General features: G+C 59.7%; 15 protein-coding genes and 1 riboswitch. Of the genes, 8 read left to right on the top strand and 7 right to left on the bottom strand.

Features of this window, described 5'->3' with window-relative positions:
- Positions 1-14: 14 nt before the first annotated feature.
- The 5 genes from cecR to ABLV76_RS13880 all read left to right on the top strand — a co-directional run bounded on the left by cecR (position 15) and on the right by ABLV76_RS13880 (position 5,776).
- Positions 15-689, top strand: coding sequence for a transcriptional regulator CecR (gene cecR / locus ABLV76_RS13900; RefSeq protein WP_085956527.1), 675 nt, complete (start codon positions 15-17; stop codon positions 687-689).
- Positions 689-1,684, top strand: coding sequence for a secretion protein HlyD (gene hlyD, locus ABLV76_RS13895; RefSeq protein ID WP_017900166.1), 996 nt, complete (start codon positions 689-691; stop codon positions 1,682-1,684). The genes cecR and hlyD overlap by 1 nt, the downstream gene beginning before the upstream one ends.
- Positions 1,677-3,416, top strand: a complete 1,740-nt coding sequence (locus ABLV76_RS13890; RefSeq protein ID WP_240708692.1) for an ATP-binding cassette domain-containing protein — start codon at positions 1,677-1,679, stop codon at positions 3,414-3,416. Before hlyD ends, ABLV76_RS13890 begins: the two co-directional genes overlap by 8 nt.
- Entirely contained in the window at positions 3,406-4,539 is a 1,134-nt protein-coding gene (locus ABLV76_RS13885) for an ABC transporter permease (RefSeq protein WP_004886164.1), read from the top strand. Before ABLV76_RS13890 ends, ABLV76_RS13885 begins: the two co-directional genes overlap by 11 nt.
- A 130-nt stretch (positions 4,540-4,669) precedes the next feature.
- A complete protein-coding gene (locus tag ABLV76_RS13880) occupies positions 4,670-5,776 on the top strand; it encodes an ABC transporter permease (protein WP_004886162.1) in 1,107 nt (368 codons plus the stop codon).
- On the opposite strand, the gene ABLV76_RS13875 is transcribed toward ABLV76_RS13880, so the two are convergent.
- Positions 5,738-6,148 carry a YbhQ family protein gene (locus tag ABLV76_RS13875; RefSeq protein ID WP_012542390.1) on the bottom strand — a complete coding sequence of 137 codons (411 nt, stop codon included), beginning with the start codon at positions 6,146-6,148 and terminating at the stop codon, positions 5,738-5,740. The two genes, ABLV76_RS13880 and ABLV76_RS13875, sit on opposite strands and share 39 nt — an antisense overlap.
- 131 nt (positions 6,149-6,279) lie before the next feature.
- Between ABLV76_RS13875 and ABLV76_RS13870 the strand changes: the two genes are divergently transcribed.
- The 3 genes from ABLV76_RS13870 to ABLV76_RS13860 are packed head-to-tail and all read left to right on the top strand — an operon-like array spanning position 6,280 to position 9,244.
- Complete coding sequence (locus ABLV76_RS13870) at positions 6,280-7,041, top strand: endonuclease/exonuclease/phosphatase family protein (protein ID WP_017900168.1); 762 nt, start codon at positions 6,280-6,282, stop codon at positions 7,039-7,041.
- Positions 7,038-8,282: a cardiolipin synthase ClsB gene (gene clsB / locus ABLV76_RS13865; RefSeq protein WP_053810623.1), complete on the top strand. Its 1,245-nt coding sequence runs from the start codon at positions 7,038-7,040 to the stop codon at positions 8,280-8,282. The genes ABLV76_RS13870 and clsB overlap by 4 nt, the downstream gene beginning before the upstream one ends.
- The gene (locus tag ABLV76_RS13860) at positions 8,279-9,244 is read left to right on the top strand and encodes a YbhN family protein (RefSeq protein ID WP_017900169.1); all 966 of its coding nucleotides are present in this window, start codon (positions 8,279-8,281) and stop codon (positions 9,242-9,244) included. The genes clsB and ABLV76_RS13860 overlap by 4 nt, the downstream gene beginning before the upstream one ends.
- 181 nt (positions 9,245-9,425) lie before the next feature.
- Here ABLV76_RS13860 and ABLV76_RS13855 read toward each other — a convergent pair whose 3' ends face one another.
- The 6 genes from ABLV76_RS13855 to moaA all read right to left on the bottom strand — a co-directional run bounded on the left by ABLV76_RS13855 (position 9,426) and on the right by moaA (position 12,888).
- Positions 9,426-10,130 (bottom strand): Bax inhibitor-1/YccA family protein, encoded by a 705-nt coding sequence (locus tag ABLV76_RS13855; RefSeq protein WP_048294413.1) that lies wholly within the window; start codon positions 10,128-10,130, stop codon positions 9,426-9,428.
- 45 nt (positions 10,131-10,175) lie between these two features.
- Entirely contained in the window at positions 10,176-10,628 is a 453-nt protein-coding gene (gene moaE / locus ABLV76_RS13850) for a molybdopterin synthase catalytic subunit MoaE (protein WP_004886150.1), read from the bottom strand.
- 1 nt (position 10,629) lies between these two features.
- Positions 10,630-10,878, bottom strand: coding sequence for a molybdopterin synthase sulfur carrier subunit (moaD, locus tag ABLV76_RS13845; RefSeq protein WP_004886145.1), 249 nt, complete (start codon positions 10,876-10,878; stop codon positions 10,630-10,632).
- Positions 10,871-11,359, bottom strand: coding sequence for a cyclic pyranopterin monophosphate synthase MoaC (gene moaC, locus ABLV76_RS13840; RefSeq protein WP_004886142.1), 489 nt, complete (start codon positions 11,357-11,359; stop codon positions 10,871-10,873). The genes moaD and moaC overlap by 8 nt, the downstream gene beginning before the upstream one ends.
- A 3-nt stretch (positions 11,360-11,362) precedes the next feature.
- Positions 11,363-11,875 carry a molybdenum cofactor biosynthesis protein B gene (gene moaB, locus ABLV76_RS13835; RefSeq protein WP_004886139.1) on the bottom strand — a complete coding sequence of 171 codons (513 nt, stop codon included), beginning with the start codon at positions 11,873-11,875 and terminating at the stop codon, positions 11,363-11,365.
- A gap of 23 nt (positions 11,876-11,898) precedes the next feature.
- Entirely contained in the window at positions 11,899-12,888 is a 990-nt protein-coding gene (gene moaA, locus ABLV76_RS13830; protein WP_348878359.1) for a GTP 3',8-cyclase MoaA, read from the bottom strand.
- Positions 12,876-13,014: riboswitch (molybdenum cofactor riboswitch) on the bottom strand. Its footprint overlaps the gene before it by 13 nt.
- Between the last annotated feature and the right edge of the window lie 196 nt (positions 13,015-13,210).

Here is a 13,210-nt window from a genome sequence, read left to right as displayed (position 1 = left end):
CAATCGATTGATTAATTTTTAAGAGCGCGATGACCAGTAAAGGCGAACAGGCAAAAAGTCAGCTTATCGCGGCCGCTATCGCCCAGTTTGGCGAGTATGGCCAGCACGCCACCACCCGCGACATCGCCGCCCAGGCCGGGCAGAATATCGCCGCTATCACCTACTATTTTGGCTCGAAAGACGACCTGTATCTCGCCTGCGGCCAGTGGATCGCCGATTTTATCGGTGACAATTTTCGCCCGCACGCCGAAGCGGCGGAGGCTCTGCTCGCCGGAGAGTCGCCGGATCGCCAGGCGATCCGCGCCCTTATCCTCAGCGCCTGCCATAACATGATCCTGCTGCTGACCCAGGAGGATACGGTCAACTTGAGCAAATTTATTTCCCGGGAACAGCTGGCGCCCACCGCCGCGTACCATCTGATCCACCAGCAGGTGATCGCCCCCCTGCACCACTATCTCACCCGGCTAATCGCCGCCTGGACTGGCCGCGATGCCGGTGATACGCAAATGATCCTTCATACCCACGCCCTGCTGGGCGAGGTGCTCGCTTTCCGTCTCGGGCGTGAAACTATCCTGCTGCGCACCGGCTGGACGCAGTTTGACGCGCAAAAAACCGAACAGATTTTTGAGGTCATTACCTGTCATATCGATTTCATCCTGCATGGGTTATCGCAAAGGAGTTTGGGCTGATGAAAAAACCCGTCGTCGTCATTCTGCTGATCGTGATTCTTCTCGCCGCGCTGGGCGGCGGCTGGTGGTGGTACCAGAGCAGCCGGCAGCAGCCGCTGACCCTGTATGGCAATGTCGATATCCGCACCGTCAATATGAGCTTCCGCGTCGGCGGCAGGCTGGCCTCGCTGACCGTCGACGAAGGCGACAGCATCCGCGCCGGGCAAACCCTCGGCGCGCTTGACCGAGCTCCCTATGAAAACGCCCTGCTGCAGGCGCAGGCCAACGTCTCCACCGCCCAGGCGCAGTATGACCTGATGATGGCCGGCTACCGCTCGGAAGAGATTGCCCAGGCCGCGGCGGCGGTAAATCAGGCGCAGGCCGCTTACGACTACGCGCAAAACTTTTATCAGCGCCAGCTGGGTTTACGCGCCAGCAGCGCCATTTCCGCCAACGATCTGGAGAACGCCCGCTCCTCGCGCGACCAGGCGCAGGCAACGCTGAAGTCAGCGCAGGATAAACTGCGTCAATACCGCGCCGGCAACCGTCCGCAGGAGATAGCCCAGGCCAAAGCCAGCCTCGAACAGGCCCAGGCGGCGCTGGCGCAGGCCAAACTGGACCTGCACGATACGGTGCTGACCGCCCCTTCCGACGGCACGCTGATGACCCGCGCCGTCGAGCCCGGCACCATGCTCAACGCCGGCAGCACGGTGCTGACGCTGTCATTAACCCATCCGGTATGGGTCCGGGCCTACGTTGATGAGAAAAACCTCGGCCAGGCGCAGCCGGGACAAGAGGTGCTGCTCTATACCGACAGCCGGCCGGATAAGCCCTATCACGGCAAAATCGGCTTTGTCTCGCCAAGCGCTGAATTCACGCCGAAGACCGTTGAAACGCCGGATCTGCGTACCGACCTCGTTTATCGTCTGCGTATTGTGGTGACCGATGCCGACGGCGCCCTGCGCCAGGGGATGCCGGTGACCGTCTCCTTTAACCACGGGAACGGACATGAGTGAGGCCGTCATCGCCTTAAACGGCCTGAGCCGCCGTTTCTCCGGGATGGACAGGCCAGCGGTGGCGCCGCTGACCTGTACGATCCGCGCCGGCTACGTCACCGGGCTGGTAGGCCCCGACGGCGCAGGGAAAACCACCCTGATGCGGATGCTCGCCGGGTTGCTCAAGCCTGATGAGGGCAGCGCCAGGGTGATCGGCTTTGATCCGCTAAAAGACGACAGCGCTCTGCACGCGGTGCTCGGCTATATGCCGCAGAAGTTCGGCCTGTATGAAGATCTGACGGTGATGGAAAACCTGACCCTGTACGCCGACCTGCGCAGCGTCACCGGCGAGGCACGGAAGAAAATTTTCGACCGCCTGCTGGATTTTACCGCCCTTGGCCCGTTCACCGAACGGCTGGCGGGCAAGCTCTCCGGCGGTATGAAGCAAAAACTGGGGCTCGCCTGTACCCTTGTGGGTGACCCGAAGGTGCTGCTGCTGGATGAACCCGGCGTCGGCGTCGACCCGATCTCCCGCCGCGAGCTATGGCAGATGGTGCACGAGCTGGCCGGCGACGGCATGTTGATCCTGTGGAGCACCTCTTATCTCGATGAAGCCGAGCAGTGTCGCGATGTGCTGCTGATGAACGAAGGCAAATTGCTTTATCAAGGAGAGCCGACGGCCCTGACGCAAACCATGGCCGGGCGCAGCTTTCTGGTCTCCAGCCCGCAGGAGAACAACCGCCGCCTGCTGCAGCGGGCGCTGAAGCTGCCGCAGGTTAGCGACGGGGTGATTCAGGGCAAATCGGTGCGTCTGATCCTGAAAAAGGAGGCCCGCATCGATGAGGTTCAGGAACATGACGATATACCGCCGCTGCAGGTGGCCGACACCGCGCCGCGCTTTGAAGACGCCTTTATCGACCTGCTTGGCGGCGCCGGCACCGCCGAATCGCCGCTGGGGGCGATTATCCATCGCGTTGACGGCAGTAAAGACGAAACGGTGATTGAGGCGCAGTCGCTGACGAAAAAATTTGGCGATTTCGCCGCCACCGACCACGTCGATTTCCAGGTCAAGCGCGGCGAGATCTTCGGCCTGCTCGGCCCCAACGGCGCCGGGAAATCCACCACCTTCAAAATGATGTGCGGCCTGCTGGTGCCCACCTCCGGCAAAGCGCTGGTGCTGGGGATGGATCTTAAGGTCAGCTCCGGCAAGGCGCGTCAGCATCTGGGCTATATGGCGCAAAAATTTTCGCTGTACGGCAACCTCAGCGTCGAGCAGAACCTGCGCTTTTTCTCCGGCGTCTACGGCCTGCGCGGCCGGGCGCAAAATGACAAAATCGCCCGCATGAGCGATGCCTTCGGTCTGAACAGCATTGCCCGCCACGCCGCCGACGAGCTGCCGCTCGGCTATAAGCAGCGGCTGGCGTTGGCCTGCTCGCTGATGCATGAGCCCGACATTCTGTTTCTCGACGAACCCACCTCCGGGGTCGATCCCCTCACTCGTCGCGAGTTCTGGCTGCATATTAACAGCATGGTGGATAAAGGGGTGACGGTGATGGTCACCACTCACTTTATGGATGAGGCGGAGTATTGCGACCGCATTGGGCTGGTCTATCACGGCAAGCTTATCGCCAGCGGCACCCCGGACGCGCTGAAGGCCCAGGCGGCGGATGACAACCAGACGGACCCGACCATGGAGCAGGCGTTTATTACCCTGATTAACCGTTGGGATAAGGAGAATGGCCATGAGCAGTAACCTTCTCTCCTGGCGACGGGTCCGCGCCCTGTGCGTGAAAGAGACCCGGCAGATCGTCCGCGATCCCAGCAGCTGGCTGATTGCGGTGGTGATCCCGCTATTGCTGCTGTTTATCTTTGGCTACGGCATTAACCTCGACTCCAGCAAGCTGCGGGTGGGGGTTCTGCTGGAGCAGCAGAGCGAAGAGGCGCTGGATTTCGTCCATACCATGACCGGCTCACCCTACATCGACGCCACCGTCAGCGATAATCGCCAGCAGTTAATTCAGCTGATGCAGGCCGGTCGCATCCGCGCCATGGTGGTCATTCCAGTGGACTTCGACCGCCAGATGGCCCGCCCCGGCGCCAGCGCGCCGCTCCAGCTCATCACCGACGGCAGCGAACCCAATACCGCTAACTTCGCCCAGGGCTACGTGGAGGGGATCTGGCAGATCTGGCAGCAGCAGCGGGCGGAAGATCGCGGCGAGACCTTTGAACCGCTGATCGACGTGCAGATGCGCTACTGGTTTAACCCGGCGGCTATCAGCCAGCACTTTATTATCCCCGGGGCGATCACCATTATCATGACCGTAGTCGGCGCGATACTGACCTCGCTGGTGGTGGCGCGGGAATGGGAGCGCGGCACCATGGAGGCGCTACTGTCGACGGAGATCACCCGCGCCGAACTGCTGCTGTGCAAGCTCATTCCCTACTACTTCCTCGGCATGCTGGCGATGCTGCTGTGTATGCTGGTGTCAGTATTTATTCTCGGCGTGCCCTATCGCGGTTCGCTGCCGATCCTGTTTGTCATCACCAGTCTGTTTTTGCTCAGCACCCTGGGGATGGGGCTGCTTATCTCAACCATTACCCGCAACCAGTTTAACGCCGCGCAGGTGGCGCTGAACGCCGCGTTTTTACCGTCGATTATGCTGTCCGGGTTTATTTTCCAGATAGATAGTATGCCGGCGGTGATCCGCGCCGTGACCTACGTGATCCCGGCGCGATATTTCGTCAACACCCTGCAAAGCCTGTTTCTGGCGGGCAATATTCCAGTGGTACTGCTGGTGAATGTGCTGTTTTTGATTGCTTCGGCGGTGATGTTTATCGGTCTGACATGGTTGAAAACCAAGCGGCGTCTGGATTAGGTTTTGCCCGATGGCGCTGCGCTGACCGGGCCTACGGTTTAACCAACATCGATTATACGGTTCGCCGATCCTCCCAGGCCGGGCAAACGCAGTGCCGCCCGGCGTTGTTGAATGGGCCAAAGGAGCTATTATGTTTCACCGTTTATGGACATTGATCCGCAAAGAGCTGCAGTCGCTGCTGCGCGAACCGCAGACGCGGGCGATTTTAATCATGCCGGTGCTGATTCAGGTGCTGCTGTTTCCCTTTGCCGCGACGCTGGAGGTGACCAACGCCACCATCGCCATCTATAACGAGGACAGCGGTCGCCACGCGGTGGAACTCACTCAGCGCTTCGCCCGCGCCAAAGCCTTTACCCACGTCCTGCTGCTGAAAAGCCCGCAGGCGATCCAGCCGACCATCGATGAACAAAAAGCCCTGCTGGTGGTGCGCTTCCCGGCGGATTTCTCACGCAACCTCGACAACTATCAAACCGCCCCGCTGCAGCTCCTGCTCGACGGGCGCAACTCCAACAGCGCGCAAATCGCCGCCAACTATCTGCAGCAGGTCGTGAAAAATTACCAGCAGGAACTGCTGGAGGACAAAGCGAAGCCGAACAACAGCGAACTGGTGGTGCGCAACTGGTATAACCCGAATCTCGACTACAAATGGTTCGTGGTGCCGTCGCTCATCGCCATGATCACCACCATCGGGGTGATGATCGTCACCTCGCTGTCGGTGGCCCGCGAGCGCGAGCAGGGCACCCTCGATCAGCTGCTGGTCTCGCCCCTCGCCACCTGGCAAATCTTTGTCGGTAAAGCGGTACCGGCGCTGATCGTCGCCACCCTGCAGGCGACTATCGTGCTGGCGATTGGTATCTGGGCCTATCAGATCCCGTTTGCCGGCTCGCTGCTGCTGTTCTATTTCACCATGGTGATTTACGGTCTGTCGCTGGTGGGATTTGGCTTATTGATCTCATCGCTATGTTCAACGCAACAGCAGGCGTTTATTGGCGTGTTCGTCTTTATGATGCCGGCGATTCTTCTCTCCGGCTATGTTTCACCGGTGGAAAACATGCCGCAGTGGCTGCAGGATCTGACGTGGATAAACCCGATCCGCCACTTTACCGATATCACCAAGCAAATTTATTTGAAGGATGCGAGTCTGGAGATTGTGTGGGGAAGTTTGTGGCCGCTACTGGTCATAGCGGCCACCACCGGCTCAGCGGCGTATGCGATGTTCCGAAGAAAGATTGCGTAATTTTTTATCTTTCGCCAGCAGCGAGACCACCGCCGGGCCTGCCAGTATCACCAGCCCGGCGAGGGCCAGCAGCAGGTTGTTGTGCAGCACGCGCGACAGCAACCACAGCGCTATCATGGCGGCGCCGAAGTACCAGGTGGTGGTGAGCTCCTCAAGGAAGTCTCCCACATCGCGCCAGCGCGCCTCATGGTGACGCTGCAGAAACAGCATCGCCAGCAGCGTGACGCTGTAGAGGACGCACAGCCCTAATCCGACGCGCACCAGCGCGCCGCTCATCCATCCCATCACCAGCACTGCCACGACCAGTAGATGCAACATAATCTGCCAGCAACTAAGACCTGTTGCGACGCGTACACGTTGTTGCCACTTCATGGCTTCTCTCCTGAAGGATTTTTCTCTGCTACTCAGAGTACCGCACTTTACGGAAAATTCCGTATCACCGCATCTTTTTGTGACGTCTACTACACTATTTTATTCAGGAAAGTGACATTTACTGGAGAATTATGGCTGAGCCAACGTCGGGATTTTCGTTGAACGTGCTGACAATTAACACCCATAAAGGCTTTACGGCGTTTAATCGGCGTTTTATTTTGCCCGAGCTGCGCGAAGCCGTTCGCAGCGTCAGCGCTGACATAGTTTGCCTGCAGGAAGTGATGGGCGCTCACGAAGTTCACCCGCTGCATATCGAAAACTGGCCAGATAAGACCCATTACGAATTTCTTGCCGACACCATGTGGAGCGACTACGCCTATGGGCGCAACGCGGTCTATCCGGAAGGTCACCACGGGAATGCCGTGCTGTCGCGCTTCCCGATTGAATACTATGAAAATCGCGATATCTCGGTCGGCAATGGGGAGAAACGCGGCCTGCTGTACTGCCGCATCGTACCGCCGCAGAGCGGCGTTACGATTCACGTCATTTGCGTCCATCTCGGACTGCGTGCCGACCAGCGGCAGGCGCAGCTGGCGATGCTGGCGGAGTGGGTCAATACCCTACCCGCCGGCGAGCCGGTGGTGGTGGCCGGAGATTTTAACGACTGGCGTCAGCAGGCTAACCAGCCGTTAAAGGTCCAGGCAGGGCTGGAAGAGATCTTTACCCGCGCCCGCGGACGGCCGGCGCGCACCTTTCCGGTCAGTTTTCCGCTGCTGCGCCTCGATCGCATTTACGTCAAGAACGCCCACGCCAGCCGCCCGAAGGCGCTGGCCCTCAAACAGTGGCGGCATCTGTCCGATCATGCACCCCTTAGCGTGGAGATTCATTTGTGAAATGTCGTTGGCAGGAAGGCAACCGCATTACGCTACTGGAGAACGGCGACCAGTATTACCCGGCGCTGTTTGCGGCCATCGGTCGCGCCAGCCGGCGGGTGATCCTCGAATCCTTTATCTGGTTTGAAGATGAGGTCGGCTGGCGGCTGCACGCGGTTCTGCTGAAGGCAGCCCGCCGCGGCATCCAGGTGGAAGTGCTGCTTGACGGCTACGGCTCGCCGGATCTTAGCGATGAGTTTGTCGGTGAACTGACCGCCGCGGGGGTGATTTTCCGCTATTACGACCCGCGCCCTAAGCTGATGGGAATGCGTACCAACCTGTTCCGTCGCATGCACCGTAAAATCGTGGTGATCGACGACACCACCGCCTTTGTCGGCGGCATCAACTACTCCGCCGAACATATGAGCGACTATGGCCCGGAGGCCAAACAGGATTACACGGTGCAGGTCGAAGGGCCGGTGGTGCTCGATATTCTGCAGTTCGAACTGGAGAATCTGCCCAACAGCGAAACCGCCCGCCGCTGGTGGCGCCGTCGTCGCCATCAGCCGGAGATCAACCAGACCCCCGGCGAGGCGCAGGCGCTGTTCGTCTGGCGCGATAACCAGGATCACCGCGACGATATCGAACGCCACTACCTGAAGATGCTGACCAGCGCCCGCCGGGAGGTGATAATCGCGAACGCCTATTTTTTCCCCGGCTACCGTCTGCTGCATGCGATGCGCAATGCCGCGCGGCGCGGGGTGCGGGTGAAGCTGATCGTCCAGGGCGAACCGGATATTCCGATTGTGAAGTTTGGCGCCCACCTGCTCTACCACTACCTCGTCAAAGGCGGCGTGCAGATCTACGAATATCGCCGCCGTCCGCTGCATGGCAAAGTCGCCCTCTCGGACGACCACTGGGCCACCGTTGGGTCGAGCAACCTCGATCCGCTCAGCCTGTCGTTGAATCTGGAAGCCAATCTGATCATCCACGACCGGGTGTTTAACCAGACGCTGCGCGATAATCTTAACGGGCTTATCGCCCGGGATTGTCAGCGGATCGATAAAACGATGCTGCCGAAACGCAACTGGTGGCGGCTGGGGGTGAGCGTGATGGCCTTCCACTTTCTGCGCCACTTTCCGGCGTGGGTCGGCTGGCTGCCGGCCCATACTCCGCGGCTGGCCAGGGTCAGCCCGCCGGTGCAGCCGGAGATTGAAACTCAGGATCGCGTCGAGTCACCTACCAGGGATAATCCACTATGAGCAAATCGCACCCTCGCTGGCGGATGGCAAAAAGAGTGCTGACCGTACTCTTTTTTATCGCCGTGATCGTCCTGCTGGTGATTTACGCGCAGAAGGTCGACTGGCAGGAAGTATGGAAGGTGATCCGCGGCTACGATCGGCTGGCCTTGTTCAGCGCCATTGCGCTGGTCATCGTCAGCTATCTGATCTACGGCTGCTACGATCTGCTTGGCCGGGCCTATTGTGGGCATAAGCTGGCGAAACGCCAGGTGATGCTGGTGTCGTTTATCTGCTATGCCTTCAACCTGACCCTCAGCACCTGGGTCGGCGGCATCGGCATGCGCTACCGGCTGTACTCGCGGCTGGGGCTCAACGGCGGCACCATCACCCGTATTTTTTCATTAAGCATCACCACCAACTGGCTGGGCTATATCCTGCTCGGTGGGGTGATATTTACAGCGGATCTGGTGAAGCTGCCGCCGCACTGGTACATCAGTCAGACCACTCTGCGCATTATCGGCGGAGTGATGCTGTTTCTCACGCTGTGCTATCTGTTTGGCTGCGCCTTCGCCAAACGCCGTCACCTGACGATCAAAGGTCAGCGGCTGGTGCTGCCCTCCTGGCGATTCGCGCTGCTGCAGATGGGGGTCTCGGCGGCGAACTGGATGGCGATGGGGGCGATCATCTGGCTGCTGTTGGGCAGCGAGATTAACTATTTCCTTGTATTGGGGGTACTGCTGGTGAGCAGTATCGCCGGGGTGATTATCCACATTCCGGCCGGGATTGGCGTGCTGGAGGCGGTGTTCATCGCCATGCTCTCCGGGGAAGAGATTTCGAAGGGAGCGATCATCGCCGCTCTCCTCGCCTGGCGCGCGCTCTATTATTTCCTGCCGCTGCTGCTGGCGACGGTGGCCTATTTGCTGCTGGAGAGTCGGGCGAAAAAGTTGCGGCAAAAGAACCAGCGCAAGCTGGCCCGCGAATGAAATCGCCCGGCGGCGCTGCGCTTGCGCGGGCCTACGGGGTGTGAGCCTGTGAGGGGGGTCCTCCAGGCCGGGTAAGGCGCAGCCGCCACCCGGCAATACCACGGGTACCGTGCCTGACGTCTCGCCCGGCGGCGCTGCGCTTGCCGGGCGGTAGGGGATGCAACCTTTTGATATAAACAGGTTAGCGGCGGTTGCCCATAATACGCAGCAGCATCAGGAACAGGTTGATGAAATCCAGATACAGCGTTAAGGCGCCGAGGATCGAGTATTTACGCAGATTGGCACTGTCGCGGGTATCAATCTGCTCGCCGATGTTTTTCAGCTTCTGGGTATCGTAGGCGGTCAGGCCGACAAACAGCACCACCCCGATGTAGGTCACGGCCCACATCAGCGCCTCGCTCTTCAGCCACAGGTTAACCAGCGACGCCAACACGATGCCAATCAGCCCCATAAACAGCATGCTGCCGAAGCCGCTCAGATCGCGCTTGGTGGTGTAGCCGTACAGACTCATCGCCCCGAACATCCCGCCGGTGACCACAAAGGTGCTGGCGATGGAGGAGTAGGTGTAGGCGATAAAAATGCTCGACAGCGTCAACCCGGTGAGCGCCGAATAGAGCATAAACAGGGTGGTCGCCATCCCGGAGCTCAGCCGCTGCACCATCCCCGACAGCACAAACACCAGCGCCAGCTGGGCGATGATCAGCCCGAAAAAGGTGATTTTGCTCGAAAAGACGAACATCATCACCGCCGGGGTATTCGCCGCAAACCACGCGATAAACGCCGTCAGCAGCAGGCCGACCGTCATCCAGCCGTACACCTGCGCCATATAAGTCTGCAGGCCGCTGCGGCCCTGCACTATTGAATCGGAACGCGGATATCTGTCCATGACTCTCTCCTGATTAACAAAGTTTCACTCTGTAAGCGTATCACACTACCAGCGCTCTGCCGCCTGACGATCGCTGTCGCGGGCATCGACCCAGCGCTCGCCCTCCGGTGTCGCCTCGCGTTTCCAGAACGGCGCGCGGGTTTTCAGGTAGTCCATCATAAACTCGCCGGCGGCGAAGGCGCTGCCGCGGTGGGCGCTGGTGACGCCGACAAACACAATCTCTTCCCCCGGCCACATTTCGCCGATGCGATGGATAATGGTCACCCGGCCCAGCGGCCAGCGCTCGCGCGCCTGGTCGACAATCTCCGCCAGCGATTTCTCGGTCATCCCCGGATAGTGCTCGAGAGTCAGCGCTTTCACGCTGTCGCCGAGGTTGTGATTACGCACTTTGCCGGTGAAGGTAACCACCGCGCCGTCTTCGTCGCGTTCGGCCAGCCAGAGATACTCCTCGCCAACGCTAAAGCGCGCCGGGCTAACGACGATACGAGTTTGCGTCATGTCAGCCTCCGGTGACCGGTGGGAAGAACGCCACTTCATCCCCGCTGGCGACAGGATGGTCAAAGGCGGTCAGCGTCTGGTTAACCGCCGCCAGCAGCTTGCCCTCCTCCAGGGCCAGCGCCCAGCGATCGCCGCGAGCGGCAAGCTGCTGACGCACAGCCTCAACGGTGGCCAGCTCGCTGGCGTCGAGAGTCAGCGAATCAGTCCCCACCAGCTCGCGCACCTGGGCAAAAAACAGAACCTTAATCATGGCGTTCGTCCACCTTAAAATCGCCGGACTTGCCGCCGCTTTTCGCCAGCAGGCGCACCGGGCCAATCACCATATCCTTCTGCACCGCCTTGCACATATCGTAAATGGTCAGCGCGGCAACCGAGGCGGCGGTAAGGGCTTCCATCTCGACGCCGGTTTTGCCGGTCAGGCGGCAGAGCGATTCGATGCGCACCCGGTTATGTTCCGGCTGCGCCTGCAAATTGACTTCCACTTTGCTGAGCATCAGCGGATGGCACAGCGGGATCAGCTCCCAGGTGCGCTTGGCCGCCTGGATCCCGGCGATCCTCGCCGTGGCGAAAACGTCGCCTTTATGATGGCTGCCGTCGATAATCATCGCCAGGGTTGTCGCCTGCATCTCGACATAAGCCTCGGCGCGCGCTTCGCGTACCGTTTCCGCTTTGCCGGAGACATCCACCATATGGGCTTCGCCCGCGGCGTTAATATGGGTCAGTTGTGACATACATTATTTCTTCAGGTGAGGAATAAAATTACAAGGACGGGTGCGGGCATCCAGCTGCGGGGCAATGATGTTGTCCCACGCCGTGCGGCAGGCTTTCGTCGAGCCCGGCATAGCGAAGATCAGCGTGTGGTTAGCGACGCCGGCCACGGCCCGGGACTGCAGCGTCGAGGTGCCGATCTCTTCGAACGACAGCATGCGGAACACTTCGCCAAAACCTTCCACCTCACGGTCAAACAGCGGCAGCAGCGCTTCCGGCGCCTGGTCCCCTTCGGTGAACCCGGTCCCGCCGGTGATCAGCACCACCTGTACCTCATCGCTGGCGATCCACACCGATACCTGGGCGCGGATGGCGTAGCGGTTCTCTTTGACTATCGCCTTATCGACGACATGGTGCCCCGCCTCCTGCGCCGCCTCACGCAGCCAGTGGCCGGAAGTGTCGTCCGCTTCGCCGCGACGACTGGAAACGGTAAGAATAGCAATACGGGTCGGAATAAACTCAGCGCTAGCCTGGCTCATCTGAATGCTCCTTTCGAAAACGATTATCCGCCAATATAGGACAGGTTCTGCGTAATACCGGTGTTGCCCTGATGCAGGAAATGGGTCTGCTTTTTATGGGTTAAGGCTTCGGCGATCCGCGCTTCCAGCGCGGCCTGCTGCCGATCATCGGCCATCAGGTCGCGCAGGTCGACGCCGCCTTCGCCAAACAGGCACAGGTGCAATTTGCCGACGGAGGAGACGCGCAGACGGTTGCAGGTGGTGCAGAAGTCTTTTTCGTACGGCATGATGAGGCCGATCTCGCCGGCGTAGTCCGGATGACAAAAGACCTGCGCCGGACCATCGCTGCGCTGGCGGATCTGGTGGATCCAGCCGCGACGCAGCAGCTCGTCGCGCAACACCATGCCGGAGAGATGGTGACGGCGGAACAGGTCGCTGCCCTCGCCGGTTTCCATCAGCTCAATAAAACGCAGCTGAATACGACGCGGCTGGATCCAGGCGAGGAAGGTATCAAGCTGGTGATGATTAACATCGCGCATCAGTACGGTATTCACCTTCACCTTGTCAAAGCCCGCGGCGAAGGCGGCGTCAATCCCGTCCATCACCTGGTGGAATTTACCCTGGCCGGTGATGGCATGGAACTGGCGGGCGTCGAGGCTATCGACGCTGACGTTGATCGCCGTCAGCCCGGCATCGCGCCAGCGTTCGACATCGCGCGCCAGGCGATAACCGTTAGTGGTGACGGCAATCTGACGGATCGCCGGGTTTTCACGCACGGCGGCGATGATCTCGGTGAAGTCACGGCGCAGGGAGGGTTCCCCACCGGTGAGGCGAACTTTTTCAGTGCCCAGCGCGGAGAAAGCGCGCGTGACCCGGCGCACTTCGTCTACGCTAAGAAAGCCGTTGTTATTGACGGCGCCGGGCTTGTAGCCATCCGGCAGGCAGTAGGTGCAACGGAAATTGCACACATCGGTAATCGACAGACGCAGGTAATAAAACTTACGCGCGAATGCATCGGTAAGCTGTGAGGCCATATACACCTTTCCAAATACGGGAGACGCGGTCATTTCTTCCCACGCCCTGGCGACAACCGGCGGCGTCGCGGCCAAACCGCCATATCTTTTGACACAGGCGAAGAGGCTAGAGTGTTAACAGGTTATGCCGATAGTAGCGCGTTCCAGACGGTTTCGCCATTTGCGATTTCGCTATATATTCTTATATATATCGCTACCTTCGTGCATTTTCGCTACAGAATAGCCATAAATCATCTTTTTGCCTTGATATCGGTCAGTTTGTCGGGCTCCTCCCATCGTCTTTTAGGGGTAGATCGGGTAGTGTGTGGCCGTTTATGTGAAA

It is taken from the genome of Klebsiella sp. GB_Kp047 (genome assembly GCF_040065235.1).
Lineage (GTDB): Bacteria > Pseudomonadota > Gammaproteobacteria > Enterobacterales > Enterobacteriaceae > Klebsiella > Klebsiella quasipneumoniae.
This window is presented reverse-complemented; position numbering and strand designations above follow the sequence as displayed.